Here is a 26,275-nt window from a genome sequence, read left to right as displayed (position 1 = left end):
TTCATCCTCTCTCCGGTATTTTGCGAGCAGGGTCTACGTTATTTGAGCCAGTAATCAACGGTGGCTACCCGCAGGGATGACTCAGACGACCGAACGCAGCAAGAGCCAGATGTTGCTCGGGTGTTCTGTGATGCGCCGCTTGGAGTAGGCCCACCAGCTGCCTCCGTATGGGAGGTACTCCACGACCTCATAGCCGGAAGCGACCAGTTCGTCCTTCAGCTCGTCCCTGATTCCCTTGAGGAACTCGAAACGGAAGCGGGCGTGGCTGGAGTCTGACAGCGCTTTAGCCCTGTCTATGAGCACGCTGTCGTGGGTGGCAATCGCGAAGGCGTCCCCCCTCTCGAAGAGAGAGACCATCAGGCGGTCGAAGTTCATCCTGATGTCGTCCTTGGTGGGGAAGACGAAGTCCTGGGGCTCTCTGTACGCCCCCTTTACCAGTCGTATACGGCCCCCGGCGTCTAGGATCGCCTTCACGTCCGCCTCGCTCCGCCGGGCATATGCCTGGATGGCCACCCCGGTGTCCGGGTGCTTCTGGTGGGCTTCAAGGTAGGCGGCCACAGTCTTGCCGGTGAACGCGGACCCTTCCATGTCAATCCAGAGCAGCTGTGACAGTCTTTCGGCGTTCGCAATCACCCTTTCGAGGCGTCCCTTCATTCCGCCCTCGTCTGCGCCCAGTCCCAACTGGGTGAGCTTCACGGACACGAACCCCCTGACGGCGTTGTCTGCCATCGCCTGCTGGAGCCTGAGATATTCTTCGACCTGGGCGTCCATGGCCGCCAAATCCGTGATATCCTCGCCCAGGAAGTTGACAACTACGCCGATCCCTCTGGAGTTGGCGCCCTGGGCGTCCTTGACTGCAGACTCGAGGTCAGGTCCGGCTATCCACTTCTTCGCGACAGGGAGGACGACCAGCTCCTTGAGCCCCATGGCCTGGCCGAGCCGGAGAGACCACATATTAACAGTGCACATGAATGTAGGGGGTGAGAATGGCAGCGGGCTCAGACCTTGGCGGCCGGATGAGGAGGCTGAAGGACGCCATCCGGAAAGAAGGGCTCCAGGGAGCGGTGCTGGTTCCCGGGCCGAACCTGAAGTACCTCACCGGGGTCGATTCGCTGATGCTCGAGCGCCCGTTCATGCTCCTCTTCCCCGCCGAAGGGGTCCCCCACCTTGTCGCACCGAAGCTCGAGGCTGGACCCTACGGAGAAGCGCGGCTGCGCATGAGAGTACTCGCTTGGACCGACTCAGAAGGCCCTGGAGCGGCCGTGAAGGAGGCAGCGGCAGGCGCGGGGCTGGAGGGGGAATGGGGGGTGGAGGGGAGGGCGCCGTACCAGTACATTTCGAAGCTGATGGAAGAATCATCGCCCAAGTTCAGGAGCGCGGAGCCGATTCTGCAGGCCATGAGGGAGATCAAAGACCAGGCAGAGGTGGCCCTGCTCAAGAAGTCCGCTGATATCCTGAGCAGGGCGTTCGAAGAGTTTCCAGGCCACATCAATGAAGGTCAGACAGAGCAGGAGCTGGCCAGGAGGATGACCGAGGTCATCTACGCGAAGGGGGCCACCAAGGTGGATGACATGCTGGTCCAGGCCGGGCCGGCGGCTGCCGACCCCCATCACCTGCCTTCGAAGAAGAAACTGGCCCGTGGCGAAAGCGTGCTGGTGGACGTCGGGGCGACATATGGCGGATACTACGCCGACATCACCCGGACTTTCTGCCTCGGCAGGTCGAAGGAGCTGGAGCGGGTCTATGACAGGGTCCTCGAGGCTCAGGAGTCTGCCATCGGCGCCGCTGTAGAAGGTGCCTCCGTGGGGAGGGTCGATTCCGCTGCGCGCCGGGTCTTGGCCAAGGCGGGGCTCGGAGGGTACTTCTTCCACAGGACGGGCCACGGCCTGGGACTCGAGATCCACGAGGCGCCCTACATCGTAGAAGGTGGGAAGGAGAAGCTCCGTCAAGGCATGTGCTTCACCGTGGAGCCCGGCGCCTACATCATGGGGAAGTTCGGAGTGAGGATAGAAGACGACGTCCTGATTCGAGGCAGGCGCGGCGTCCCCATCACGGACGCTCCGAAACAGTACGGCTGGTGGAGATAGTCTACTTCGACTGGGAGAACTGGGACACCATCGTGTTGGTGTCTTGGATATGCTTTATCTTCTGAATCTTGTCCATGACCAGGCGATACACCTTCTCGTCGCTCGGCATGAGCACCTCCTTTTGGGAGCTGATCACGGCGAGGACATCCCAGTCACCGGGGACCACGTGGGCTTCCATTACATCGGGAATCTTCAACAGATTACTGATCACTTCCCTTTCGTGTCCCGGAACAACCTTGAGCAGGACGAAGGCCTTCTGAAAGACTGGCACTGTTACTTGGTAGCCCGGCATTCCTTTTAAAAACGAATCGCCGTGAAACGACCGCCTTGAAGAACGGAGAGGTGGCTGAGCTCCTAGACAGACTGGGCGACCTGGCGGAAGCCAACGGAGAGGACAGGTTCAAGGTCGTAGCCTACCACCGCGCGGCGACGAGCGTCAGGAACCTAGACGAGGACGTTGAACTCGTGTGGAGGGAGGGGAGGCTCGAAGACATCCGTTTCATCGGGGAGGGGATATCCAAGAAAATCGATGAGTATCTGACGACCGGGAGGTTGCGGCTCCTTGAGAAGCTGGAAGAGATGACGCCACCAGGGGTCACCCTTCTGACGAGAGTCCAGGGGATAGGGCCGAGGACCGCCTATCATCTGTCGCACGACCTCGGGATAGACAGCGTGGACAAATTGAAGGAGGCCCTGGAGAGCGGAAGGCTGGACAGGGAATTCGGCCCGACGGTGCGGGCGTCGTTCAGGGAAGGGATAGAGAGGCTGGCGAGCTATGGGAAGCGGATGCTCATCCCCGAAGCCGAAGGGGAGTTCAGGAAACTGGAGTCTTACTTTGAAGCGCTCGGAATAAGCGTTAGGATGGCAGGGAGCCTCAGGAGAGGGAGGGGCACCGTAGGAGACCTGGACCTCCTCTCGACGGACCCAAGGGTGCTGGAAGCCATCAAAGGGTGTCCCGGGATCGCCGAGGTCGTCGAGAGTGGGCCGAGAAGGGCGAGTGTCAAGCAGGGGAACGGCGTCCAGGTCGACGTCAGGCTCTTCACCAAGGAAGAGTGCGGGGCCGCTCTGCTCTATTTCACCGGCTCCAAGGACCACAGCATCGCTATGAGGAACCTTGCCATCGAGAAGGGTTGGAAGCTCAACGAGTACGGGCTGTTCGACAGGGAGGGGAGGAGGCGAGCAGGGGAAACTGAAGAGGGGGTGTATCAGGAGCTAGGGATGGAATACATCCCCCCGGAGCTGAGGGAGAACAGGGGAGAGATCGAGGCCTCATTGGAGCATAGGCTCCCGGCGCTCCTGGAGTTCGACGACATCAGGGGAGACCTGCAGATGCATACTACATGGAGCGACGGGTCGGAGGAGCTTGAAGCCATGGCCCTGGCGGCGAAGGGGAGGGGGTACGAGTACATCGCGGTCACAGACCATTCCGTGTCGGTGAGGGTGGCCAACGGGCTAACGGAAGAGAGGTTCAGACGCCAGTGGAAGGAGATCGACAGGCTCAACGAACTGCTGGCGCCGTTCACTATACTGAAAGGGGTTGAGGTCGAGATCAGGAACGACGGGTCGCTTGACTTTGACAGGGAGTTCCTCGACGAGTTTGACGTGGTCGGGGCGTCGCTGCACCAGAACTTCAAGCAGGACCCAGAGAGGCTCACAGAAAGAGTGCTGAAGGCCCTTGCTCACCCCTCGGTCGACTTCCTCTGCCACCCGACGAACCGGCTGATCGGCAGAAGAGAGGGGAACCCCATCGACCTCGTCAGGGTGATCAAGGCAGCCAAAGACAACGGGAAGATGCTCGAAGTCGACGGACAGCCCAAGCGACTCGACTTGGATGAACTTTGGGCCAAGAAAGCCATTGAGGAGGGGGTACCCCTCGTGATAGACTCTGACGCCCATTCGGTGGGCGAACTCGACAACGTCGGCTACGGCGTGACCGTGGCGAGAAGGGGCTGGGTGCAGGCCGACGGCGTCGCGAACGCAGGGGGGCTGAAGGCGCTCGTAAGGCTCGTCTCATAGGTCTCCAATGTTAATAACAGAACCTTGCATCGCGGCTTTCGCGGGGGTAGCTAAGCCTGGCCAAAAGCAGGGGACTTAAGCGGCGCAGCCCGAGAGATCCCCTCCCTTAGGGGTTCGTGGGTTCGAATCCCATCCCCCGCACCAGTGCAAAAATCGCCGGACTGCTCTGACTCCAGCCATCCGACCACTGTTGGGAAGGGGAATGGTTGATCAAGAAGAGGTTGCCGTCGGGGCCTGCGAAGGTAGCGATATCCCCCACGGGTAGTCCTTCGGCTCTGCGCTGGACGGCACGCCGCGCGCCTTCAGCTCGGCGGCGGTCTTCCGGCAGTCGTCCACGCGAAGCACGATCGGCTGGGATGTCACTGGCCACCAGTTGGCCGACCAGTGATTCAAGTCAGCCGTCCCACCCTGGAAGAGCGCCAGCTCCAGAACTTGGGCCCTTCTGCCCCGACTGTCACCCACCTGTACCCCCTGGAGGGGTGGAGTCTGTCTTCTTCTCGAAACCGACGTTCTTGGTGTAGAACGGCTGCGCCTCCGTCTGGTTCTTGACCGCCGACGTGAACTGGGACATCCTCGCGTCAGCATTGCGCGGATGGCATGATTGGTCCATAGCGTCATTGGTGTACTGGAACCATCCTCAGCCAGGCTCTCCAAGGGCCCTCGGCGCGGCGGAAGAAAGTGAGAGGGTTCAGCCACTCTTAAATGCGCGACACGTCCATTTCAGGGTCAGGATGACGGCCGGCACGGGGGCCGAGGTTTCCGAAGCCCACATCGCAGTGCACTGGAAGGAGGAACCACTCATACAGCCGCCACAGAGCTTCGTGAAGCAGGCCAACATGAGCGACTCGTCCGTCTTTGAACGCTTCTCCGAGAAGAATTTCCCCCAGTGCTTCGAAGAGTATGCAGACCTGCTGAGCTGGGACAGCAGATGGCACACAGTCCTTGACACGAGCAGACCTCCCTTCTGGAAGTGGTTCGTCGGCGGGAAGCTGAACGCGTCCTATAACACCGTCGACAGGCACCTCCCGAAGCATAGGAACAAGGCGGCGCTCATCTGGGTCCCGGAATCTGAGGACGAGGCCACTCAGGTCATCACCTACCAGGAGCTCTACAACAGGGTCAACGGGTTCGCCCTGGTCCTGAGGGAGTTCGCGGGCCTGAACACAGGAGACAGGATAACGTTCCATCTCCCCATGGTCCCTGAGCTCCCCATCTCGATGCTGGCAGCGGCGAGGCTGGGGATAATCCACAACCAGGTGTTCGGAGGATTCAGCGCGAAGGCGTGCGCCGAACGCATGGAGGACTCCGAGAGCACCGTCCTGGTCACGATCGACGGTTACTACAGGAACGGCGGATTGATTGACAAGAAGAAGGAAGCAGACGTCACAGTAGAGGAGGCCGAGAAGCTGGGAGTCGAGGTCAAGAAGGTGCTCGTCTGGAGGAGGCATCCGGGGAAGTACATCTCCCGGTCCCCCATGATCGAAGGGAGGGACTTCTTCGTGGACGAGGTGGTGAAGCCGTTCAGAGGGAAGACCATAGCTCCGGTCTCGATGGATGCCGAGGCGCCTCTTTTCCTGATGTACACCAGCGGCTCCACCGGGGTGCCCAAGGGGGTTCAGCACAGGACCGGCGGCTACCTGGCCTATGTAGCGGGGACTACGAGGTTCGTGCAGGACATACGCCCTGAAGACGTCTATTGGTGCTTCGCCGACATCGGGTGGATCACTGGCCACTCGTACATAGTCTACGGTCCGCTGACCAACGCGGCGACTTCGGTGATGTACGAGGGAGTCCCGCTGTACCCGGACCCCGGGAGGCCTTGGAGGATCGCCGAGCGCCTCGGAGTCAACATATTCCACACGGCCCCCACCACCATCCGCATGCTGAGAAAGGCGGGTCCAGACGAACCCGCAAAGTACCACTATCGCTTCAAGGCCATGACCACGGTGGGGGAACCCATAGAGCCGGAAGCATGGAAGTGGTACTATGAAGCCGTGGGGAAGAGGGAGGCGGTGATCACCGACACCTGGTGGCAGACCGAGACAGGTGGGTTCCTCTGCTCCACCATACCAGCTGTAGCACCGATGAAACCGGGGAGTGCCGGTCCAGGCATGCCCGGGATATACCCGGTCATCTATGACGAAAACGGCGCGGAGGTCCCTCCCGGTCAGAACAGGGCGGGGAACATCTGCATCAGGAACCCGTGGCCTGGAATCATGCAGACCGTCTGGGGAGACCCTGACCGGTTCGTGAGCGTATACTACTCGAAATACAACCGCGACAGGCAGAGCAAGGACTGGCGCGACTGGCCCTACTTTGCAGGCGACGGAGCGGTCCAGGCAGCGGACGGATATTTCCGGATCCTCGGGAGGGTCGACGACGTCATCAAGGTGGCGGGGCACAGGCTCGGAACCAAAGAGATAGAGAACGCGGTGCTCACGACGCCGGAGGTCGCAGAGGCGGCAGCCATAGCCATGGAAGACGAGCTCAGAGGGCATGTCCCTGTCGTGTACGTGGCCCTAAAGCCCGGCAGCGTCCCCACAGGGGGGCTGGAAGACGCCATCAGGGGGAACGTGGTGAAGCAGCTCGGGCCGATAGCCAGGCCGAGGTTCGTGTACGTGGTCCCAGACCTCCCAAAGACGAGGTCAGGGAAGATAATGAGGAGGGTGCTCGCTTCGATTTCAGACAGGAAGGACTACGGCGATGTCACGACACTCGCCAACCCTGACGTCGTCGAGACCATCCGGAAGCAGGTCCAGGCACCGTAGGATCGGCAGGCGCGGCGGTCGCGCCGAAGGTGTGAGCTGGCGGCGGTGAACGGACTCGCAGCCGCGGAAGAGCCAGCGGGTGCGTCGGTTCCCCCAGAGAAGGCGGACACTAATCCGTAGCCATCAGGTGGCCAGAGAAGGCCAGGCTCCAGATGAGGACGGGATAGACGATAAGCCGCTCGAGCCCTCCGGGACCAATCCCCATCGCAGTCCCCTCGGCTCCGGTGCCCGGGATGTAGAGGACGAGGAAGGCGAGGGTGAGGAGGCCCAAGATCACCCCGAAGTAAGAAAGCGGGGCCTTTTGCAGCTTGTAAGAAAGAATCGCGGTCAGGCCTATGCCGACGAAGGTGATCAGCGAGAAGATATCGTGGAGGCCATATGGCGCCGTCTCGTTGAAGACTCCCACTCCGAGCGCCCCGATCCCTGCGAGGACGACGACTCCGGAGAGCGGCTTCCATCTGTAGTGGCGCTGGATCATTAGCCCCGACAGAATCACTGCGACGCCCATGATCGCGATAGACGTGTCGAAGATGAGCCAGGAGGTCTGAGAGGGGCACCCTCCCCCGTTCACGCAGGGCGGCCCCAGGTCGCTGATGTAGTTCTGAGAGACGCTGTACCCCGGGTAGACGAACTCAGCTACCATCTCGAAGAGGGCGAACTGCGCCACACCGAAGAAGAGCAGCGCACCGGCCTTCCTGGCATTGCTCCAGCCCAACGGCACTGCATGTTTTGGGTTACGCTAAAAAGATGCGGGTTCGGCCGGGAAGGGGCATGAGGTCGTCGGATGGAGCCGTCGCCGGCGGGGAGACCCCGTGCTGAGGATACTCGTCCTCTCGCCGATGCCAGAAGGGCTCGTCAGGCTCTTTTTCGCCGAGAGCCTAGAGAAGTACAAGATCGACGCAGAGTTCGTCACCGTGAGCGACCCCGGTTCTCCGAGACTGATGGAGGAGCTTTCGAAGGCAGACATGGTAATCGGGGACTACACGTTCAGAATCCCGATAACCGAGAGAGAGGTGGCCTCGATGGACAAGGTCAGGCTGATTGCGCAGCCCAGCACCGGCTACAATCATATCGACCTGGCGGCCTGCAGGAAGAAGGGAATCCAGGTGACGAATATCGGGGGGGCCAACGCCATCTCGGTTGCAGAACACACCCTGGCAGCCGCGCTGGTCCTCCTCAAGCGGATGGGCTACGCCCACCGCAGGATAACCGAGGGAGTGTGGGTCCAGGAAGAGCTCCTGAACGTCTCCGCGGAGGTGCACGGGAAGACCTGGGGGATCGTCGGGATGGGACGGATAGGGAAGGAGGTCGCGCAGAGGGCGAGGTTCCTGGGCGCCAACGTCGTCTACAATGACCTGGTGAAGCTCGCCGACGACGATGAAAAGACGCTAGAAGCGTCGTTCCTCCCGCTTTCCCGCCTGCTTTCCGAGAGCGACGTCGTGAGCGTACATGTACCCCTGACAGAGAGCACAAAGGCGATGTTCGGGGAGAGGGAGTTCAGGCTGATGAAGTCCTATGCTGTCTACATCAACGTCTCCAGGGGTGAGCTCAACGACGAGGCCGCTCTGGCCAGGGCGGTCACTCAGGGGTGGATCGGAGGCGCGGGGTTGGACGTGTTCGCTCAAGAGCCCGTCTCCCCTGACAACCCCCTCCTCTTGGCGGCAAAGGACGGGGCGAACGTGATCCTTACTCCGCACATCGCGGGCGCGACGAATGATGCGAGGCTCAGGATAATCCAGGCGACGGTGGAGAACGTGGTAAGGGTAGCCCTCGGCCAGCCGCCTCTGAACGTAGTGAACCCATGAAAGTCTCCGAGCTCCTCGTCGCCTCGCTCGAAGGGTACGGCGTCAAGAGGGCCTACGGGCTCATCGGTACTTCGGTCCTCGACCTGATGGACGCGCTCTCTGGGAGCGGAATCAGATACGTCTCCACCAGACACGAGCAGGTCGCGGTGAGCATGGCTGACGCAGAAGGGAGGGTCACGGGAAGTCCGGGGGTCGCGCTGGTGCACGGTGGGCCGGGTTTCCTGAACTCCCTGGTCGGCCTGGCGAATGCGTGGAAGGACGGCTCCCCCATGCTTCTCGTGGCGGGGGCCGTGAAGCGGAGGATGTCGGGGATGGACTCCTGGCTGGAGATACCCCAGACGGAAATGGCAAAGAGCCTGGTCAAGGGAGCCTGGCGGATCGAAAAGGGGACGGGAGCGGGAAGGGCCTTCGCTGACGCGTTCTCGCTGGCTGCCTCGGCGCCGGCAGGGCCGGTCTACCTCGAAGTCCCGGACGATGTCTGGTCCCAAGAGGCAGGAAGACAGGTAGTCCAGGTATCCGCGGCTGAAGAGAAGCCGGCCAGGGAAGAAGAGGTGAAGCTCGCCGCCGAAGCCCTGGTCAAGGCCGAAAGGCCCCTTGTGGTGGTCGGCGGAGGAATCAACTCCCCACGGGGGTCGGAGGCGCTCGCAGACCTACTGTCGAAGACGGAGATGCCTGCTGTGTCAACCGGGAATGGTAGGGGAGCGGTGCCTGAGGATAACCCTATGTCGCTGGGAAGGACAGGGTTCGGCGGGGTCAGGGTCGCCGACGCCGCCCTCGCCCAGGCCGACATGGTCCTTTGCCTCGGATGTGGCCTTTCTGACGTCTCGACCTATGGCTTCAACACCGCTCCCAGGGGCGAAGTCTACGCGGTGAACATGGACCCTCTCTGGGACAAGAAGCCCATCCCCTACGCCATGCATTCGGATGCGGATGCCTCAGGGTTCGCGAAGAGGCTCGCGGCCGTGGTCGAAGCGAGGGCGAAAGACGGCTGGAAGAGCAGGATCGAAGACGAGAAAGAAGCGTGGCGTGTGGTTCTGGGCGAAGCGGAAAGGCGTCACAAGCCAGGATATGCGAACCCGGCTCGCTTCCTTTCGGCCCTCGACGGGGCCCTTCCGAGGGATGCCATCCTTGCGGCGGGGCAGGGGCTCCACCAGGTGTACTCGTACGCGTGCCTGAAGGTCAGGTCCAGCCGCAGCTTCCTCGCGGCCACCAACATGGGTTCCATGGGATTCGTCTTCCCGGCCGTCCTCGGGGCGAAGATGGCACTCCCGGAAAGGGAGGTCGTGGGGGTCATGGGGGACGGGGAGTTCATGATGACTCTTCAGGACATGGAGACGGCGGTAAGGGAGAAGATAGGGGCGAAGGTTGTCGTGGTGAACGACAACTCCTACAGGGTGCTCCTGATGAGGCAGAAGATACAGAAGATGGGGAGGGTGTTTGGGACCATGCATGCCAACCCTGACTTCGCGAAGGTCGCCGAGACATTCGGCGCGCGGGGGATGGTGGTCGACTCGGACGAGAGGGCGGGAGACGCCGTAGAGTTCATCATGGAGAAGTCGGACGTCCCGCTGGTCCTAGAGCTCAGGGTTGACCCGGAGGACCTCCCTCCGATCAACATCCAGGGCTCGCTCATGTTCTAAGGGCCTGCTTTAAACGCCGCCCATGCGAGCGCCGGGCCATGGACTTCACGGCGGAAGCGAAGCGCATCGAGCCGGAGATAATCGCGAACAGGAGGAAGCTCCACCAACATCCGGAGCTCTCCTACCACGAGGAATGGACTTCGGAGTATGTGGCGCGGAGCCTCGAAGCGATGGGGGTGGAGGTCAGGAGGATGGCCGGGGGGACGGGGGTGCTGGGCACCTTGAAGGGAGCCAAGAGGGGGAAGGTGGTAGCGCTGAGGGCGGACATGGATGCGCTCCCTGTCACGGAAGCGGCCGACGTGGAGTTCAGATCGAAGGTGGACGGGGTAATGCACGCGTGCGGGCATGACACGCACATGGCGATGCTCCTGGGAGCGGCGAAGCTCCTGTCAGGTCACAAAGAAGAGCTGTGCGGGACCGTGAAGTTCCTCTTCCAGCCTGCTGAAGAGCACGGCGGGAGGGGCGGGGCGCTACCTATGATTGAAGCCGGAGTGATGAAAGACCCAAAGGTGGACTACGTCTTCGGGCTACACATAGACTGCGCCAGGAGGTCGGCGGTGTTCGGGGTGAGGGAGGGCCCGATAATGGCCGCGCCGGACTCCTTCGTGGTGAAGATAGCGGGCAAGGGAGGCCATGGGTCGGCCCCCCACGAGACCGTAGACCCGATCTATCTGGCGGCCCACGTAATCCTCGCGCTGCAGGGAGTGTCATCGAGGATGATCAACCCGGTCAGGCCGTTCGTGATCACGGTCGGGTCCATCCACTCTGGGACGAAGGAGAACGTGATACCCGACACGGCAGAATTGCATGGGACCATCAGGACGCTTGACGAGCAGACGAGGCGCCTTGCAAAGAGGAAGGTGACGAGCGTGGTGAAGGAAGTCTGCAGGGCGTTCGGAGGGTCCGCAGAAGTGACCTTCGAGAAGGATGCATACCCAGTGACCGTCAACGACCCGAGGACGACAGCCAAGGCGAGGGCAGTCCTCGAGAAGGTCCGCGGGGCCAAGGTGAAGAAGGCTGAAGCCATACTCGGCGGAGAGGACTTCTCCAGGTTCCTGCAGAGGGCGCCGGGGACTTTTTACTTCTTGGGGAGCCTTAACCCCGCGAAGGGGTGCGTCTATCCTAACCACAGCTCGAAGTTCAAGGTCGACGAGGACGTGCTCAAGATCGGGGCGGCTTCGCTGGCTTCGCTGGCGTTCGAATTCGGGAGGTCAGGCGGCAGAGCCCAGGAGTGAAAAGTTGTTCGCCACTAGGGTCTCCGAGCGGGTCTACCTTCTGGACACCTATGCGCTCGGAGTGCCCGGGACGGTCGGCGCCTACCTCGTGAAGGGACCTAAACCCGCGCTGGTGGACTGCGGGTACGCCTCTTCTTACGCGAGCGTGCTGCGCGGCCTATCAGAGGTGGGGGTCATGCCATCAGATGTGAGATATGTGATCCCGACCCACGTCCATCTCGACCACGCCGGGGCCGCAGGGAAGCTGCTCAGGGAGATGCCCAACGCCGAGGTGTTCGCGCAGGAGAGGGCAGTCCCCCATCTCGTCGACCCGACCCGCCTGGTGGAGAGCTCCGCCAAAGTCTTCGGCAAGGAGATGATGGAACTGTACGGCGCTCCCGATCCCATACCGGCCTCCAGGGTCACGGCCGTTGGAGAGGAGGCATCCCTGGACCTGGGGGACGGGATCACCGCGACCCTCATGCATGCCCCGGGGCACGCCCCCCATCAGATTTCAGTGAGCCTCGACAGGACCAAGGTTCTCCTCACCGCGGACTCGGTGGGGATTGTCTATCCTGGACTGGGGGCGCTGATCCCCACCACACCGCCTCCGAGCTTCCACCCGTCGGAGCTTGTGGCCACGATCACTAGGCTGAAGCAGACGACCCCCGGCGAACTCCTCGTCCCCCACTTTGGGGCGCGGAAGGACGTCGACTGGGTGTTCGACAGGACCGCGGAGCTGGTGGAGAGCTGGGTGGGCAGGGTGAAAGAAATGTGGAAGCAGAAGATGACGCTGGACGAGGCCTCAGAGGAGATGGAGCGGACCGTGGCGGCGGACGCGGGAGCGGAGGGACTCCCCATCTACGCGAAGATATCCGTCAGAACATCCACCATGGGCATAATGCACTATCTGGAAAAGAACGCTTGAATATCTCGACGGGTCCCGCCCCGTCATGCCTTTGGTCTATGCCTGCATAGCGCCCCACGGGAGCGAAGTGGTCCCTGCACTGGCAGGGACGAAGTCCGCGCGCTTCAGTCAGACGAGAGCCGGGATGCGGAAGCTGGCGGAGGAAATCAAGGAGGCGCGCCCTGACACTGTGGTGGTGGCCACCCCCCACAACCTCAGGCTCCACAGGCACATCGGCGTGGTCACGGCAGAGAACTCCTCGGGTGTGCTGCGGGAGGCGGGCAGGGAGATCAGGCTCAGAGCCAGGTGCGACGTGGAGTTCGCGGAAAGGCTGGTCCTGACGGCCGAAGGGCAAGGGCTCCCGGTCGTGGGCGCTGCCTACGGGGTGAACGAGGGGCCACTGTCGGACATGGCCATGGACTGGGGGACCCTGGTCCCGCTCTGGTTCCTCGTCAGGGGGACCCGCCTCAGGAGCAAGATAGTGATAGTCACGCCGTCGAGAGGGATACCTCTCTACCAGGACTTCGAGTTCGGGAAAGTGATAGCGCGGGTCGCGGAAGCGCAGACGAAACGAACTGCCTTCATCGCCAGCTCAGACCAGGCGCACGCCCACAAGAAGGGAGGGCCCTACGGCTACAGCCCTGCTGCAGCGGAGTATGACAGCCTGGTGGTAGACGCGGTAAGGAAGAACAGGCTCGAGTCAGTCCTAGAGGTCAGGGCCAGCCTAGTCGACAAGGCCAAACCTGACAGCCTGTGGCAGATGGCCATGCTCGCGGGAGCGCTCTCCGTTGTCCCCATAGAGGGGAGGCTTCACTCCTACCAGGTCCCGACTTACTTCGGGATGCTCTGCGCCGGCTACCCCAGAAGGCCGAAGACCTCGTCGAGCCCGGCGATCTTGAGGCAGTCGGTCGCCCCGTAGTTCCCTTCCCTGTCTATCAGGACCCCGTCGACCCCGGCGTTCCTTGCTCCCGCCACGTCCGCTTCGTAGAGGTCTCCGACGTGGAGCGCCTCCGAAGGTTCGACCGCTGCCTTTCGCAGCGCGATCCTGAATATCTCCGGATTCGGCTTCGACACCCCCACCGCTCCGGAGAACACCGTCACCGAGATGTAACGCGAGAGCCCCAGCGACTCGACGGTCTTCGACGTGTCTGACGGGGCATTGGATACGAGTGCCAACTTGTATCCTTCATCTTTCAGGCGGCGCAGCGTAGGCTCTGCGTCCGGGTACAGCTTCAGGGGCACCGACCGCTGCGTCTCGTCCCACATGGTCCTCATCAGCGATGTGGCGTGGGTGCTCTCTCCTCTGGGGCGCCCGGGAAAAAGGTGGTCGAATACCATGGAATCCAAGACCCGGTACGACTCTTCTACTTGGTCCCGAGTCGCGTCCCTACTGCCATAAGCGGAGAGCCATCCGGGCTCGACCCTGAAGTAGGCGGCATGGACCTGCTCCGGAGTTGCGGGGTAGCCGCAGCCTGAGAGGATGGAGCTGATTATCACGTCCCTCCTCATCACCATGAGGGTCCCGCCGAGGTCGAAGAAGACAGCCGTCTTTGGCAAGGCGCTCTCCTGCTCCGGGGGCTAGATATGCAGAGCGGAGGACCTCGACCTCGGGGCGCGGGGGCGGAGCGTGCCGCGCAGGATAATCGCCTGGACTACAGAATCGGGCCTGGACATAGAGGCAGTTCCTCCTCTCGGCGCAGTCGGTGTGTCGACGCAGACCTACCGGGAGGTCTCGAGGGCGGCGACTATCCTTTCGTGGCTCTGCTGGGGCCCCTCCACGCCGGTGTTCAGTATGACACATGGGACCTTCCACTTCTCGAACATCAGTCGGAAGAATGCGGCCTGCCTGTCGTCATCCCTCTCCAGGAGGTACGGATTGTACCAGGGTTCATACGACGTCGTCCCCCACTTCTCCTTCGGCCCCGCCCCCGGCAGCACCATGTACTCTCCCCTTCTCAGGACGCCTATCGCATCTCCGGGCGAAAGCCTGGCTTCGGCCGGGCTGTGGTCGTCCCTCCTCAAAAGCACGACGAGGTTGATCGGCACCTCGTTCACCACCTTGCTCGCGCCCAGTATGTCCTCTCTCCTGACCAAGACCCTTGAATTGCCGAAGGCGTAGTAGCACCACCCCATCCCCTCGTTGAAGACGCACCTTTGGCGCGTGGTGGAGCATAGTTCAGCCCCCTCCACGTAGTCGCAATCTTCCTTCCTCGTCGTGACGTTTTCGTTGGTGGACCTGTCGAAGACGCCCCTCAGCCAGCCCTGCTCCTTCTGGGATTCCGTCCTCATGTACAACGACCTCTCGGGCTGTCTGGCCACCAGGTCATCCGTCGGGTCGTCCGGTAGAGGGTCGGGGAACCGGACGTAGGCCCAGTCGTCACCGCATATCTTTCCTTCGCCGTTCATGAAGATGAGGAAGGACTGGGTCGTCTTGCCGGTCCCCGTGGGTGCGATGATGACGACCCCCCGCCCCCTGTGAAGGGCGGTCGCCCCATGTATCGAGAGCGTGTTGGACTCCCTTTCGAGGATGGCGGCCACGATCCCCAGCGCCCAGGACTTGCACTGCCCATAATATTCGGTGTTCACGAAGAGCGCGGAGCGGAGCTCCGGGGAGTAATACGCCGAGGGCTCCATCCCCTCGACACCGACCGCCGAATAGATCCTGGCCTGAACGTGGCCGCCATCAGCCGCCCACCAATTGTTCTGCCAGAACTCCGCCTGGTGAGGGCTGTTGGTGACGAGCTCGATCACCACGCCGTTCAGATTAGCCTTCAGGGATCTGGCTCCAGCAAGGGAACCCCCGGTCTTCCCCAGCAGCCTGCGAAAGTCCGACGCCGAGGTGTTCTTGTCCCCCTTCACCCTCGCTCGGGACTGCGTGTCATAGTTGTTGAACGCCATGGCCCTCATGCGTTAGGGCCGGCCGGCCCCAAGTCCTTAAAACCGTTGACGGGTTGCCATCACACTTCTCCGAACGTCGAAGGTATCTCCCCGGGCGGCGCCGGCGAGGGTTACTTCGCCACGACCAGAGGCTGGTGCGGCCCTCCGGATAGGCCGTAGGCGGCTGCCTTCTCTATGTCCAGCCCGCCCTTCTTACACACCGAACGTACCAGCCCGAACATCACCCGCCCGCCGACCCCGATGAGGGCGCCGGCGACATACCTCGAGGCAAGTCCAGTTTCGCTGGAAGCGTGCGAAGCGTTCCTCGCGGCCATCTTCGCCAGGTGCCTGTAGGCCGCGTAATAGACTGCCAGCTGCGACGGGTCCAGTTTCACCGAGCCGAAGTCTCTGCTTTTCAGGAGCCCCAGGGGGACATTCTGCATTGGGGTGACGGTGAACTCGAATGGCACCCCATTTTCGAGTGTCGAGCTGCTCATCCTGTTGATCAGAGCTACAGTCTCCCAGTTATCCTCCGAGGTCTCCCCAGCCTGTCCCACCTGGACGGTGAATGCGGGCCTCCAGTAGTACTTGTTCATGATATAGGTCCCTCTCCAGACGATGTCGGACCACGAGCCATCGGGGCCGACCTTCAGCGGCAAGGTCTTGTTGGGCATATGTTTGGCGGCGAGCCTGTCGCTCCCTGTCTCTATCCCGACCTGAACGCCTATCCAGTTGTCGGGCCCCGAACGGATCGCCCCTGACACCTTCCTCATAAGGTCAGGGTAAGCGGCCGGAATCGAGATCCGGCCGTGGGTAGGGTTGGTGTGACCCATCCCCCGAGTCGTCATCACGGTCGTGAGGAGGTCCATAAGGGCGTCTTCGTTGGGGACGTAGTTCCGCCCGTGCTGGTAAGCGAATATCTCGTCGCTGTGCAGCCATGCGTTCCCCATCCCCGCCCTCGCGTTCACGCTTATCTCCTTCCGCACCTTCTCGGGAGGATAGTACCTCAGGGGTCTCAGGGTTACCTCGCAGAAGTCGCACCCGACCCCGCACCCGCGCATGACCTCTACCATCCCCTTCACCGTGGGGTTGACGATTTCAGGTATCTCTTCAATGGAAGGGAACTGCTTGGAGAACGGGTACCTGCTGACGAACCTCGAGCTGGGCTCCCACTCTCTCCGGAACGCCTCGTTGAAGGTCTGGTAGCCTCTGAAGAATTCGGTGTTCTCCCCGCCGCCTTCCGTCACGTACCTGAAGAGGTCTGAGGCGATGTCGTCCGCCTCCCCCTGAAACGCGTAGTCGATGTGGTTCCGCTCCAGCTCTTCGGGCCTGACCGTGAGCTCCCAGACGCCGGGGCCGCCCACGAGCAGCTTCGCCTTCTTCCCCTTCCTCGCCGCGTTGATCCGGGACACAAGTCCCTCGAAATCTTTCTGCACGTAGGCTGGGGCCGCGGTCTCGAAGAAGACGGCGTAGGACATGGTGAGGGGCCCCAGGCCGAGGGGGTCCATGGTGGACACCCCGATGACCTCGGTGTCGTCTCCTACGAAATCCGCCAGGTGCTCCTCCTGGGCCACGACCACTTCGGCCTCTGTGTGGTCGTTCAGGAGGGCAGCCTCCAGCTTCCTGACCGCGTAGGGGGCGACCGCCGCTCTCCCTCCTACCGCGGGCGGGGGCGGGCCCCTAAGGAATGAGTACAGAGAACAGGGGATGGTGTCGGAAGGCGCGCTCGCTAGGAAATCGAGCAGAGGGACATTCCTGTAGCTTCGGGAGAGAGTGACGTCAGAGACGAGAACGAACCGGGCCATTCCGTCACGGCCTCTCGAGTGTCGGGGTGACTAAAAAGCCCTACAGTACAGCCGTGCGAAGCCCGAGAAGTCCCGCCTGCTTTGCCGCTCCCCCGTTGACCACGGCCTTTGCCATGGCATCAGCTCGGCCACGTGGTCTCAACGCGAGGCGGCATGGGACCCGACCTCCGGTACCTGTACCTCTCGAAGAACAGCTCAACCCCGTGCTGGTCGAATTTGAAGACGACCTCCATCCTCGCGGCCCCTTCGAGGGTGAAGAACCGCGCCTCGTCCCCCTCCTCGCCGTCAGGGACGAGTACGACGTTGTTGCCTATATCCTCCCCGGAGAGCATGAGAAAGCTCCCGACCCTCTTCACTTCGGCGACGAGCGTGCCCTTGTAGGTCATGTATTGGCCCTCCAGTTTCTTGAGTAGTCTTTCCAGCTTGACTGCCCTCAGCTCGCCTGGGTTGACTCCCAGTAGGAGGGATACCGCGGACATTCCAAGAAGACCCATGCTGTATCCGGTGCCGTTCGACAGCAGCACGACTCCTGACCCTGTGTCCCGGACGTACTCCATGTCTGAGGTGTAGACGTCCACCGAGCCCCCATGACGGACGATCTTGTGTCCGTGGAAGTCCGGGATCGTCAGGAGCCCGTAGCCATAGGAGTCGCCCCCGTAGTTTTCGATGGGCCACTTCGCGTAGGGCGCTTCCATCTTTGAGAGGGTATCCATGGAGATCACTCTCTTCCCTTTGAACTCCCCGCCGTTGATTAACATGGTCACATAGTTCGAAAGGTCGGCGGCGCAGCTCATGATCCCCCCTGCCGCGTCGCTGCCATAGGGGACTGGGGTGGGCGTCAACTTCGCGCCTCTTATGGCGTAGGGGGTAGCGACGTCGATGTCAGCCGAGATGTCCAGCTTGTCGAGGAAGGTCCTCTTCATTTCCAGCGGCGCCAGGATTTCAGACCGGAGGTAGTCGAACCAGCGGCGGCCGCTCGCCCTCGATATCGCCTCGCCCAGGAGGACGAACCCCTCGTTGAGGTAGTGCATCTTCACTCCCGGCCTGGACACGGCCCAGTCGTCAACGCCGTCCAAGAAGGAGGCCATGTCGTCGAAGCTGGCTATGGGGAGCCAGTGGTGGTACTCCCTGAACGCGCTGAATAGGATGACCTCGAGAGACCCCAACCCCGGAATCCCGCTCGTGTGGGAGAGCAGATGGTGGATCTCGACCCCTTCCCAAGCCCTTTGCTTGAGCGGGACGAACTTGGTTATCGGGTCGTGGAAGTCCATATTGCCTGATTCGACGAGCTTGCCGACAGCGAGGGCGACGAATGACTTTGTGACGGAGCCTATGCCGTAGAGTGTCCGCGGGGTCGCTGGGCTGGCGCCTGTGGCGTCCTTCCATCCGAAACCCCTCGCGTGCACCAGCTCCCCGTCATTAATGACCGCTGCAGACACGCTGGGAATCTTGGTCTCGCTCATCTTCGCGAAGACCAGGTCGTCGAACCTCTGGGCGTCGAAAGCTACCATGGGAGGAGTTGCAGGTTTCAGCTTAAAAGATGTGCCGCGGTCGCAGCTCACCAGTGCGACGAGTGTTCTATGATGAACCTGTAGGCATTGGCGTGCATGATCGCTTCCGCTTGGCCTGTAGGGATCCCCGCTTCGACCAGGGCTCTCCGGAACTTCCCCACCCTTGATATGTCGCCCATCCCCTCAGGGGCTCTCGACATACCCAGAAAGTCGGTCCCCAGGGCGGGTGCGGCCGGGCCGCCGACCTTGACGAAGCGCTTGGCGTGATCCGCGAGCCTAGCGGCGGTGAACGGACGACCGATGCAGCTCCGGATGAAGGTGAGCCCGACTATTCCGCCCCTCCTTCCAGTCTCGCGTACCAGGTCGTCCGAGATGTTTCTCCGGTTGGACTGTACTCCTGCTGAGTCGGAGTGGCTGAAGAAGGGTGAGAGGACGGCGACGTTCAGCGCGTCGGACGACGTCTTCGGCGAGGCATGCGAAAGGTCGACCATGACGCCGAGCTTGTCTGCCAGCGCGACGAGAGCTTCGCCTTCGCCGGTGAGCCCGTAGTCCTTGGTGGAGAGGCAAGAGGCTGCGAATTTGTTGTCGTAGTTCCAGGTCAGTCCTATGGAACGGACTCCCAGGTTGAAGAACACCCTGAGGTCTTCAGGCTCGCCCAGAGCTTCGCATCCTTCGATGTGCAGAACGATCCCCACCCTCTTCCCCAGGGACTCCAAATCCTCCTTCGTCCTCACTATCTTGAGGTGGTCAGGATAGAGCTCTTCAAGCGAGTAGTAGATCTTGATCAGTTCGATGGCTACGTCACGGGGGGCTACAAGCGCCGACGACGAAGACCAGTATCCATACATCTTCTGCATGGCGTCGATCTTCCTTCTGTTCAGGCTCCCGACCATAGGGAAGATGGAACCCAGGACGACCTTCATCCCGGCTGCCTTGTATTTCGGGATGTCGGCCTGGCGGCCCCTGAGGTTCTGGTCGAACGGCGTGGAGCCACCCATCAGATAATAGTAGCCTATGTCTTCGTGGAGGTCTACGACCATACCAGTCTCGTCCCCGAGAACGGATTTAACCGCTCTCAGGGGCTTCGAGGGGCGCGTCGGCCGGCGTCCGGACAGACTCTTTACTTCCGGCGTCCCCGTGCGACCACCCCCTACGTTCGCCGCTCAGGAGGACGAACGCCAGGGCGACAAGGACCAGAAACGCCGATATCTCGAAGGCGAAGCTCTGGCCGGAGAGGTACGAGCTGGCGTAGGCGGGGGAAAGCTTCCCCGAGAGGTTCCCTATGAAGAGCTGATAGACTATCCGGGCCGGAATGACCGCGGTCGCAGCCGTCAGAGAGAGGGCGAAGCTCAAGATCATCCCCGTGTTCCTGAAGGTGTTCATTGCCCCGGACCCAACGCCGTACTTGTCAGGTGGGGTCGAAGACATGATCGCAGACGTGTTCGAAGGCCAGAAGAACGCGAGCCCCACCCCCGAAAACGCTTCCAAGACCCCTATCTGGAGGAGCGTGGTGTTCACCACAAGCCGGCTGAAAAGAAAAAGGGAAGCCGCAGTGATGAGGAGACCCACGGCAGAGATCCGCCGGAAACCGAACCTGTCTGAGAGCGCTCCTCCCAGGGGACCGATTATCGCCCCCGCGACTGCGAATGGTATGATTAGATAAGACGCAGTGAGCACCGGAAGGCCGGCTATCCCTTCGAGATAGAACAGGAGGAGGAAGTTGACGCTGAAGAACGCCAGGGACTGGAACAAGGCCGCAAAGATCGAAAACGCGAAGGTCCTGTTCCTGAAGAAAGCGAGATCCAGTATGGGGTCTTTGCTGTACTTGACCTCCCAGGCGACGAAAGCGGCGAAGAAGGCGGGCGAGAGCACGAGGGCGCCTATCGTTATGGCGTCATGCCAGGCGTAGAGCAGCCCCCAGCTTATCCCGACAAGCAGGGAGAGGAGCCCGGCGGTGAAGGTCGCGGCGGCGGGGACGTCGAAGGAGCCCCGCTGCCCCAGCGGCTTGACCGTCCTGAGGGTTCTGTAGGCCCACACCGTGGCGAAGATCCCTATGGGGACGTTGATCAGGAAAATCCACCTCCAGGAGGTGAAAGTGATTATGACGCCTCCGAGGATGATCCCGAGGACGTTCCCCAGGCCCCAGACGACCGCCTGCAGGCCGAACGCCCGACCAGTCTCGTTGCGCGGGAAGGCCTCAGACAGGATGGCGAAGGCGTTCGAAGTTATGAGGGCGGCCCCGGTCCCCTGGACCACCCGGAAGGCGACAAGCGTCAGCCCAGTCGGGGCCAGGCCGCAGAGGGCAGACCCGGCAGTGAATATCACGAACCCCACGTTGTAAAGGCGCTTTCTACCGTACATGTCGGCGAGCCTCCCGAGACTGAGGACGAGGGCGGTGTTGACGACAAGGTAGGCTACGATCACCCAAATCATAGTCACGAAGTCAGACTTCAGGTCTGCTGCCATCGGGAAGAGGGCAAGGAGCACGACGGTGCTGTCCACGGCAGCCATTAGGGCGCCCAGCGACGTGACCGAAAGCGCTTTCCACTTGTACTCCATGCTACCACAAGGTCCTCTGGGGAGATTTCGCCCCTCGCTCCCGACCCTGTATTTGAAACTGTCCCGGGCGAAGGTCAGGCATGCGCTCGCCAAGGGCGCGCAAGCGCCGGCGGCCGGAACATCCAGCGCCTCTCAAAGAGATCCGAGGTGCATCGGCGTGGTGAATACTGGCCGGCCGCCTGGGGTCTCGGCTCAGAACTTGAAGCCGGCGTTCACTAACACGTCGTCGTGAGAACGGGCGATCTCGGCCCTCGGGGTCTTCCCCGTGTCTATGAACCTCAGCTCCCTCCAGGCCTCGTGGCTCGGAGAGGTACCATTCGGGACTTTTCCCTTGAAAATGAACTCGAGGTCCCAGTGCCTTTGGCCAGGGAACCTCCCGGGGGACCATACCTCTGCCAGCGCGGTCGGCCCCGACAGCTCTAGCTCCATCCCGAGCTGCTCCTTCAGGATCCTTTGGGCGGATTCCTGAGGGGACTCGTACAACATGAGATGGGACGACGGGAGCATCCACCTTTTGCCGTGGATCTTCGCGCGGTCGGCGTCCAGGGCGCCGATGCGGGCCCAGTCTGCCTCCGGGTTCAGGAGCCCCATCAAGACCCGACCCTCCCCGTCGGTGATAGCAAGGAAAGTGGAAAGGCAGAACCCGCCCTCGGGAATCTCCGTCGTATAGATGGGTTCGAGTCCCGCCTCGGGGACGCTCCGCGCGAAGCGGCAGAACCGTCGTTGCTCGGTAGCCATACGGGAGCCTGCCCGACCGTCTCCTTTTTGTTTTTTGCCGGGCTTGGAGTTCGACCTTTTATCAGGCGCTTACCCTGCGCCTGGGGTGGACTTCAGATTCTACTATAGCGGAATCAGGGTCAGAGACCTCAGGAGATCGCAGGAGTTTTACATGAAAGCAATCGGGATGAAGGTCACTGGTAGTGGCACCATGCCCCACGGGGGAAAGTGGGTGCAACTCAGGGGGAAGGGCTCGGACCAGACCCTCGAGCTGAACTGGTACCCCGAAGGGTCCCGGTTCTACACGGAATACGCAGTCGGAGAAGAGCTGGACCACCTGGCGTTCAGGGTGAAAGACGTGAAGAAGGCGTACGACCTGCTCCTCAGCAAGGGCGCGACGCCGGCTGTGACCCCAGGGGAGTCGAAGGGGACAGAAGTGTATGTGAAGGACCCCGACGGAGTCTGGATCGAGCTTCTCGGACCCTAGGCCCGAGGCTTCACTCCGACGTTCTTCAGGAAGCGTTCGAAGACCTCCTGGGGAATCCACTCTACCAAGAGATAGTCTGCGACCTGTTTCTCGTCCAACCCAAGCCTGCGGGCCTCCTTGACCGCTGCCTTGTAGGCCTCTATCTCGGTGGGCCTGTCAACATATTCGAATTTCTTGTCCCAGAGTTCCTTGCCCTCCCTGTGCTGGCGGATGTGGACCAGCTCGTGTATCACGTCAAGGTAGACGTCGACTTCCTTGCCCTCCCTGAGGTATTTCGCACTCACAACTATGGACCCAGCGTGGTCGTTGATTTTCATGTACCCTCTCCCCTCGGCTACCTCAACAGACAACGCTCGGAGGACTTCAGAAGTTTCTTTCCCGAAGATAGCCTTGACCGCGCGCACCTTTTCGAACCCCACGAAGACGCTCGTGAACGGGTGGTGGCCTATCGCCGAACTCCTCTCTATCGCTACACCCAGGTCCACGACATTGTCCTGCTGCTCGTTGGTCATTTGAGCCTTTTTTTCTCCAGCATCCTCTTCGCGTACATAATCTCGAACCCTCTGTCGACGTAGAACCCTAGCACGCCGTCCGAAGCGAGCGTCTGCAAGATGAGCGCCCTCCCTTCGGAGTCGGCAACCTCCTTCGCCTTCTCCAGGAGTCCCGTCGCGACTCCCCGTCCCCTTTGCTCGGGCACCGTGCCGACGCAGTAGGCGCCGACCACCCCTGGCGTCCTGAACAGAGCCAGGACCCCGGCTGTGTGTCCCCCGACCCTCGACTCCATTAGCGTCACAGACTTCACGTCCAGAAGAGAGGAGACGATTCGAGAAAGCGCCTCGGCCAGTTCCGTGGTACCGTAGAAGGAACTGAGGTACCCCGCCACCCACCTGCCGGGGTCGGTTGAGACGACGGGAGTTCCATCGCCGCTCCGCCCTATCGGCCCCCTCGAAAAAAGCGTAGTCATGGTATCAGACTGCCTGTACCCCGAAGCGAGGAGGGGCTCGACGGCCTCACACGAGTCATAGACGAGCATGGTCGGGGGCGCACGGACTCGCGCGAAGAGAGGCTCGGCCCAGGCGGTGGTGGACGTTACCCCCTGACAGGACAGCGAGCCTGCCCGGTTGAAGAACCGCTCCTTGAGGACGTTGGAAAGCAGCAGGTAGCCGTCCCCATGCCGCCTGAGCTTCGCCCACTTCGACCACCAGCCGAGCTCGTTCAGCTCGGCGTCGGCCTGGTCAGGGACTCGCGAGGAGGTCCACCCCCAGGATCCTCAGCCCCTCTATGGCAGGCGCAGCCATTGCTCTCGCGTCCTTCGTGTTGGAGCGCTTGGAGGCAGCCCTGAGCGTCCGCTCTGCCCAGTCGACCGCACGCGGAGTGTCGAAGTCGTCGTTCAGTGCGTTCTCGAAGGGGACCATGTCCCCACCCTCCTCTCCACCCATGCCGAGCTCCCGTGCTGCCGCCTTCATGGTCCGGAGCCTCGCCCTAGCAGCGCCCAACCCCGAGAAGTCCGCCTCTCTCCGGTAGTGGATGGATAGGAACGTGAGCCTCATCTCGTCCGCCGTAGTGGACCCGAGGGCGTCATTTACAGTGACGGCGTTGCCGAGGGACTTCGACATTTTCAGCCCGTCGGCCTTGAGGAGGTTGGTGTGCATCCAGTGCTTGACCAGTGGCTTGGCGCCCGTGAGAGACTCGGCCTGGGCAATCTCTGCTTCGTGGTGGGGGTAGACCAGCTCGTATGCCCCCCCGTGGATGTCGTACTGGTCGCCCAGGATGGGGACGGTCACGGCGGTGTCCTGTATGTGCCAGCCGGGGGAGCCCAGGCCCCAGGGGCTCTTCCAACGCCCCTCGACGAGGACTTCAGGACGCCAAAGCGCGAAGTCGTTCAGGTTCCTCTTCCTGGGGGAGAGCTCAAGGGGCCGAAGGGAAAGGTCGCGCTTGGACTGGTGGGACAGGCGCCCCCATGGGGTGAACTTGGTGGTGTCGAAGTAGACCCATCCGTCTGCTTCGTAGGCGAACCCTTTTTCGAGCAGCACCCCGACCTGCCTGATCGCCTCGTCGAAGTGACGAGAGACCGGCTCGAAGCGGGAAACCGAGGTAATGTTCAGGTTCCTGACGTCTTCGAGCATGGAGCGGATCATCCTCTCCGAGTAGGCCAAGGGGTCCTCCCTGGTCGTGGCTGCGGCCCGGGTTACCCTCTCGTCGACGTCTGTTATGTTCATGAGAAATTCGACATCATACCCGAGGTGACCCAGATACTTCGCGAGGGCGTCGAAATAGATGAACGTCCTGGCGTGCCCCATGTGAATCGCCGACTGGACCGTCGGACCACAGACGAACATGCGCACCTTGGGCGGGACGAGGGGGCGGAGGGGCTTCTTCCGCCCGGTCAGGGTGTCATAGAGCATAGGGGTGCCCTTCAACGCTCCAGCCACCGCAAAGACCCGGGTATTTGTTTTTGAATGAGGGAGGGGGAGCGTCATCCCGTGTTCTACGAGGACAGGGTGACCTCAGTCGCAGGGCTGAAGAAGAGACTGACGGTCCTGGATCAGGACTCCGGGGTCAGGCTGGTGGGGAGGTACGGGGGGAAGAGGGCCCTGGTGTTCGTGACCAGGTTCGGCCTGAGATATACCATCATGACCTACTCCGTGGGAATAGGAGGGTTCCCGGGGAGGAAGTTAGGGACAATGGAAGTCAACGGAGTGGAGGCGGCGGAGGGGGCGTTGAAGGAACTCCTCAGAAGGCCCCTGCAGGCCTGGATCTACTGACCTAGGGCGAGAACGCGCCGTATATAGTGGAGTTCAGACCGGTAGGGCATGGCTGGAGACAAACTCGAGACTCTCTACACGAAGGTCGCACAGAAGGTCCTGAAGGAGACCCTCCATGTAAGGAAAGGGGACTCCGTCACGGTCGAGTCGTGGGACAACGGGATCCCCTTCGCCAGACGGGTGCTCGCGGAGGCCCGGGCCCTTGGGTGCCCGGCGATTCTGGTCTACGAGGACGAGAGGGCCTACGTAGAAGGCGTCAGGAGGGCCCCGGACGACTCGGTCGGCGCAATGGGGCGGAACGAACACGGCCTTCTCTCAACGACCGACGCCTATGTCTTCATCCCTGGTCAGGCGCTGGGGCCATATTCCAAGACTCTGAAACCTGGCGAGCGGGTGAAGTCCACCCGCTACAACTCCTCATGGTACCAGGCCGCCGAGAAGGCGGGGCTCAGGGGAGCCAGGCTTTCTTTTGGCTATGTGGGAAAGGACCTTGCCCGGGTCCTCGGTAAGAGGGCGGAGGACCTGGTTCGTGCCCAACTCGAGGCGGCGCTAGTTGATTTTGGCAGCCTGTCGGCGTCGGCCGGGAAGATTACACCTGCCCTCGCTGACGGGGCCCAGGCAGAGTTGCTCACGGCGGGAGGGCGGATGACCTTCTCGCTGAAAGGAGAACTCCAGACGGAGGACGGAAGCGTTGACGACGAGGACAGAAAGGCAGGGGCCAACATGGCTTATGTCCCTCCCGGGTTCGTTGGAAAGGAAGTGGACCCTGAAAGCGCTGAGGGGACAGTCGTGTTCACCGACACCCTGACCGAGCTGGGGGTGATATCCAAGATCAAGCTCCAGTTCGAGAAAGGGAGGCTGGCATCCTGGGAGTCGCCCGAGAGTGCCAAGGTGAAGAAGCTGGTCGAGTCGTCGGCTCCCGGGCGGAGGAAGGTCAACTTCTTCAGCCTCGGGCTCAACCCGAAGCTAGGATATGGGTGGGGGCAGGACAGGTTCGTGGCCGGGTCGCTCTCCTTGAGCGGCTTCGGCTTCAGGGGCCAGGTGAAGAAGGGAACCCTCGCCGTCGACGGGAAGGCCGTCGTGTCCGGGGGCAGGCTCGTAGGCTAGAGCGGCCCGC

General features: G+C 61.8%; 25 protein-coding genes and 1 tRNA gene. 12 read left to right on the top strand and 14 right to left on the bottom strand.

Annotated elements, in window-relative coordinates; all coding sequences use genetic code 11:
- Positions 1–81 precede the first annotated feature (81 nt).
- Entirely contained in the window at positions 82–927 is an 846-nt protein-coding gene (locus JRN21_01575; GenBank protein MDG6987995.1) for a proline dehydrogenase family protein, read from the bottom strand.
- A 59-nt stretch (positions 928–986) separates the two neighbouring features.
- On the opposite strand from JRN21_01575, the gene JRN21_01570 reads away from it, so the two are divergent.
- Positions 987–2,087 (top strand): M24 family metallopeptidase, encoded by a 1,101-nt coding sequence (locus JRN21_01570; GenBank protein MDG6987994.1) that lies wholly within the window; start codon positions 987–989, stop codon positions 2,085–2,087.
- A 1-nt stretch (position 2,088) separates the two neighbouring features.
- Here the strand turns inward: JRN21_01570 and JRN21_01565 are convergent, their stop codons facing one another.
- Positions 2,089–2,358, bottom strand: a complete 270-nt coding sequence (locus JRN21_01565) for an Lrp/AsnC ligand binding domain-containing protein (GenBank protein ID MDG6987993.1) — start codon at positions 2,356–2,358, stop codon at positions 2,089–2,091.
- 56 nt (positions 2,359–2,414) lie between these two features.
- Between JRN21_01565 and polX the strand changes: the two genes are divergently transcribed.
- Both polX and JRN21_01555 read left to right on the top strand, forming a co-directional pair.
- Positions 2,415–4,103, top strand: a complete 1,689-nt coding sequence (gene polX / locus JRN21_01560) for a DNA polymerase/3'-5' exonuclease PolX (GenBank protein MDG6987992.1) — start codon at positions 2,415–2,417, stop codon at positions 4,101–4,103.
- Positions 4,104–4,143: 40 nt separating this feature from the next.
- A tRNA-Leu gene (locus JRN21_01555) sits at positions 4,144–4,247 on the top strand.
- Positions 4,248–4,313: 66 nt separating this feature from the next.
- Here the strand turns inward: JRN21_01555 and JRN21_01550 are convergent.
- Entirely contained in the window at positions 4,314–4,565 is a 252-nt protein-coding gene (locus JRN21_01550; GenBank protein MDG6987991.1) for a hypothetical protein, read from the bottom strand.
- 269 nt (positions 4,566–4,834) lie between these two features.
- Here JRN21_01550 and acs point away from each other — a divergent pair, with 269 nt between their 5' ends.
- Positions 4,835–6,871: an acetate--CoA ligase gene (gene acs, locus JRN21_01545; GenBank protein MDG6987990.1), complete on the top strand. Its 2,037-nt coding sequence runs from the start codon at positions 4,835–4,837 to the stop codon at positions 6,869–6,871.
- 109 nt (positions 6,872–6,980) lie between these two features.
- On the opposite strand, the gene JRN21_01540 is transcribed toward acs, so the two are convergent.
- Complete coding sequence (locus JRN21_01540) at positions 6,981–7,586, bottom strand: DUF998 domain-containing protein (protein ID MDG6987989.1); 606 nt, start codon at positions 7,584–7,586, stop codon at positions 6,981–6,983.
- Positions 7,587–7,710: 124 nt separating this feature from the next.
- Between JRN21_01540 and JRN21_01535 the strand changes: the two genes are divergently transcribed.
- The 5 genes from JRN21_01535 to JRN21_01515 are packed head-to-tail and all read left to right on the top strand — an operon-like array spanning position 7,711 to position 13,356.
- Complete coding sequence (locus tag JRN21_01535) at positions 7,711–8,676, top strand: 2-hydroxyacid dehydrogenase (GenBank protein ID MDG6987988.1); 966 nt, start codon at positions 7,711–7,713, stop codon at positions 8,674–8,676.
- A complete protein-coding gene (locus tag JRN21_01530) occupies positions 8,673–10,316 on the top strand; it encodes a thiamine pyrophosphate-binding protein (protein ID MDG6987987.1) in 1,644 nt (547 codons plus the stop codon). Before JRN21_01535 ends, JRN21_01530 begins: the two co-directional genes overlap by 4 nt.
- A gap of 38 nt (positions 10,317–10,354) precedes the next feature.
- A complete protein-coding gene (locus JRN21_01525) occupies positions 10,355–11,551 on the top strand; it encodes an amidohydrolase (GenBank protein MDG6987986.1) in 1,197 nt (398 codons plus the stop codon).
- Between the two features lie 4 nt (positions 11,552–11,555).
- Positions 11,556–12,458, top strand: coding sequence for an MBL fold metallo-hydrolase (locus tag JRN21_01520; GenBank protein ID MDG6987985.1), 903 nt, complete (start codon positions 11,556–11,558; stop codon positions 12,456–12,458).
- Positions 12,459–12,483: 25 nt separating this feature from the next.
- A complete protein-coding gene (locus JRN21_01515) occupies positions 12,484–13,356 on the top strand; it encodes an extradiol ring-cleavage dioxygenase (GenBank protein MDG6987984.1) in 873 nt (290 codons plus the stop codon).
- Here JRN21_01515 and JRN21_01510 read toward each other — a convergent pair.
- The 7 genes from JRN21_01510 to JRN21_01480 all read right to left on the bottom strand — a co-directional run bounded on the left by JRN21_01510 (position 13,293) and on the right by JRN21_01480 (position 21,927).
- A complete protein-coding gene (locus tag JRN21_01510) occupies positions 13,293–13,994 on the bottom strand; it encodes an HAD-IA family hydrolase (GenBank protein MDG6987983.1) in 702 nt (233 codons plus the stop codon). The genes JRN21_01515 and JRN21_01510 overlap by 64 nt on opposite strands.
- Positions 13,995–14,156: 162 nt before the next feature.
- Positions 14,157–15,344, bottom strand: a complete 1,188-nt coding sequence (locus JRN21_01505; protein MDG6987982.1) for a hypothetical protein — start codon at positions 15,342–15,344, stop codon at positions 14,157–14,159.
- A 101-nt stretch (positions 15,345–15,445) separates the two neighbouring features.
- Positions 15,446–17,119: a B12-binding domain-containing radical SAM protein gene (locus tag JRN21_01500; GenBank protein MDG6987981.1), complete on the bottom strand. Its 1,674-nt coding sequence runs from the start codon at positions 17,117–17,119 to the stop codon at positions 15,446–15,448.
- Between the two features lie 119 nt (positions 17,120–17,238).
- Positions 17,239–18,630, bottom strand: coding sequence for a serine hydrolase (locus JRN21_01495; GenBank protein MDG6987980.1), 1,392 nt, complete (start codon positions 18,628–18,630; stop codon positions 17,239–17,241).
- 47 nt (positions 18,631–18,677) lie between these two features.
- Positions 18,678–19,670, bottom strand: a complete 993-nt coding sequence (locus JRN21_01490) for a membrane dipeptidase (protein ID MDG6987979.1) — start codon at positions 19,668–19,670, stop codon at positions 18,678–18,680.
- 25 nt (positions 19,671–19,695) lie between these two features.
- Entirely contained in the window at positions 19,696–21,189 is a 1,494-nt protein-coding gene (locus JRN21_01485) for an MFS transporter (GenBank protein MDG6987978.1), read from the bottom strand.
- 192 nt (positions 21,190–21,381) lie between these two features.
- Positions 21,382–21,927 (bottom strand): NUDIX hydrolase, encoded by a 546-nt coding sequence (locus JRN21_01480; protein ID MDG6987977.1) that lies wholly within the window; start codon positions 21,925–21,927, stop codon positions 21,382–21,384.
- An 85-nt stretch (positions 21,928–22,012) separates the two neighbouring features.
- Between JRN21_01480 and JRN21_01475 the strand changes: the two genes are divergently transcribed.
- Positions 22,013–22,393 (top strand): VOC family protein, encoded by a 381-nt coding sequence (locus tag JRN21_01475; GenBank protein MDG6987976.1) that lies wholly within the window; start codon positions 22,013–22,015, stop codon positions 22,391–22,393.
- On the opposite strand, the gene JRN21_01470 is transcribed toward JRN21_01475, so the two are convergent.
- The 3 genes from JRN21_01470 to JRN21_01460 all read right to left on the bottom strand — a co-directional run bounded on the left by JRN21_01470 (position 22,390) and on the right by JRN21_01460 (position 24,813).
- A complete protein-coding gene (locus JRN21_01470) occupies positions 22,390–22,905 on the bottom strand; it encodes a hypothetical protein (protein MDG6987975.1) in 516 nt (171 codons plus the stop codon). The two genes, JRN21_01475 and JRN21_01470, sit on opposite strands and share 4 nt — an antisense overlap.
- Positions 22,902–23,426: a GNAT family N-acetyltransferase gene (locus JRN21_01465; protein MDG6987974.1), complete on the bottom strand. Its 525-nt coding sequence runs from the start codon at positions 23,424–23,426 to the stop codon at positions 22,902–22,904. The genes JRN21_01470 and JRN21_01465 overlap by 4 nt, the downstream gene beginning before the upstream one ends.
- A gap of 202 nt (positions 23,427–23,628) precedes the next feature.
- On the bottom strand, positions 23,629–24,813 hold the full coding sequence (locus tag JRN21_01460) for a class I tRNA ligase family protein (GenBank protein MDG6987973.1): 1,185 nt from the start codon (positions 24,811–24,813) through the stop codon (positions 23,629–23,631).
- Between the two features lie 63 nt (positions 24,814–24,876).
- Between JRN21_01460 and JRN21_01455 the strand changes: the two genes are divergently transcribed.
- A complete protein-coding gene (locus tag JRN21_01455; GenBank protein ID MDG6987972.1) occupies positions 24,877–25,158 on the top strand; it encodes a hypothetical protein in 282 nt (93 codons plus the stop codon).
- A gap of 48 nt (positions 25,159–25,206) precedes the next feature.
- Positions 25,207–26,265 (top strand): hypothetical protein, encoded by a 1,059-nt coding sequence (locus JRN21_01450; protein ID MDG6987971.1) that lies wholly within the window; start codon positions 25,207–25,209, stop codon positions 26,263–26,265.
- Positions 26,266–26,275 lie beyond the last annotated feature (10 nt).

This window comes from Nitrososphaerota archaeon (assembly GCA_029785825.1).
Taxonomy (GTDB): Archaea; Thermoproteota; Nitrososphaeria; order Nitrososphaerales; family Gagatemarchaeaceae; genus UBA183.
The sequence above is the reverse complement of the archived record's forward strand: the minus strand, read 5'-3'. Positions and strand labels throughout refer to the sequence as shown.

Bases quoted from the DNA above. Each gene is read 5' to 3' on its own strand.
- JRN21_01575 (MDG6987995.1), bottom strand. From the start codon at position 927: ATGGGGCTCAAGGAGCTGGTCGTCCTCCCTGTCGCGAAGAAGTGGATA.
- JRN21_01480 (MDG6987977.1), bottom strand. From the start codon at position 21,927: ATGGCTACCGAGCAACGACGGTTCTGCCGCTTCGCGCGGAGCGTCCCC.
- JRN21_01490 (MDG6987979.1), bottom strand. From the start codon at position 19,670: ATGGTCGTAGACCTCCACGAAGACATAGGCTACTATTATCTGATGGGT.
- JRN21_01500 (MDG6987981.1), bottom strand. From the start codon at position 17,119: ATGGCCCGGTTCGTTCTCGTCTCTGACGTCACTCTCTCCCGAAGCTAC.
- acs (MDG6987990.1), top strand. From the start codon at position 4,835: ATGACGGCCGGCACGGGGGCCGAGGTTTCCGAAGCCCACATCGCAGTG.
- JRN21_01450 (MDG6987971.1), top strand. From the start codon at position 25,207: ATGGCTGGAGACAAACTCGAGACTCTCTACACGAAGGTCGCACAGAAG.
- JRN21_01515 (MDG6987984.1), top strand. From the start codon at position 12,484: ATGCCTTTGGTCTATGCCTGCATAGCGCCCCACGGGAGCGAAGTGGTC.
- JRN21_01535 (MDG6987988.1), top strand. From the start codon at position 7,711: ATGCCAGAAGGGCTCGTCAGGCTCTTTTTCGCCGAGAGCCTAGAGAAG.
- JRN21_01570 (MDG6987994.1), top strand. From the start codon at position 987: ATGGCAGCGGGCTCAGACCTTGGCGGCCGGATGAGGAGGCTGAAGGAC.
- JRN21_01530 (MDG6987987.1), top strand. From the start codon at position 8,673: ATGAAAGTCTCCGAGCTCCTCGTCGCCTCGCTCGAAGGGTACGGCGTC.
- JRN21_01485 (MDG6987978.1), bottom strand. From the start codon at position 21,189: ATGGAGTACAAGTGGAAAGCGCTTTCGGTCACGTCGCTGGGCGCCCTA.
- JRN21_01465 (MDG6987974.1), bottom strand. From the start codon at position 23,426: ATGCTCGTCTATGACTCGTGTGAGGCCGTCGAGCCCCTCCTCGCTTCG.
- JRN21_01505 (MDG6987982.1), bottom strand. From the start codon at position 15,344: ATGAGGGCCATGGCGTTCAACAACTATGACACGCAGTCCCGAGCGAGG.
- JRN21_01470 (MDG6987975.1), bottom strand. From the start codon at position 22,905: ATGACCAACGAGCAGCAGGACAATGTCGTGGACCTGGGTGTAGCGATA.
- JRN21_01525 (MDG6987986.1), top strand. From the start codon at position 10,355: ATGGACTTCACGGCGGAAGCGAAGCGCATCGAGCCGGAGATAATCGCG.
- JRN21_01495 (MDG6987980.1), bottom strand. From the start codon at position 18,630: ATGGTAGCTTTCGACGCCCAGAGGTTCGACGACCTGGTCTTCGCGAAG.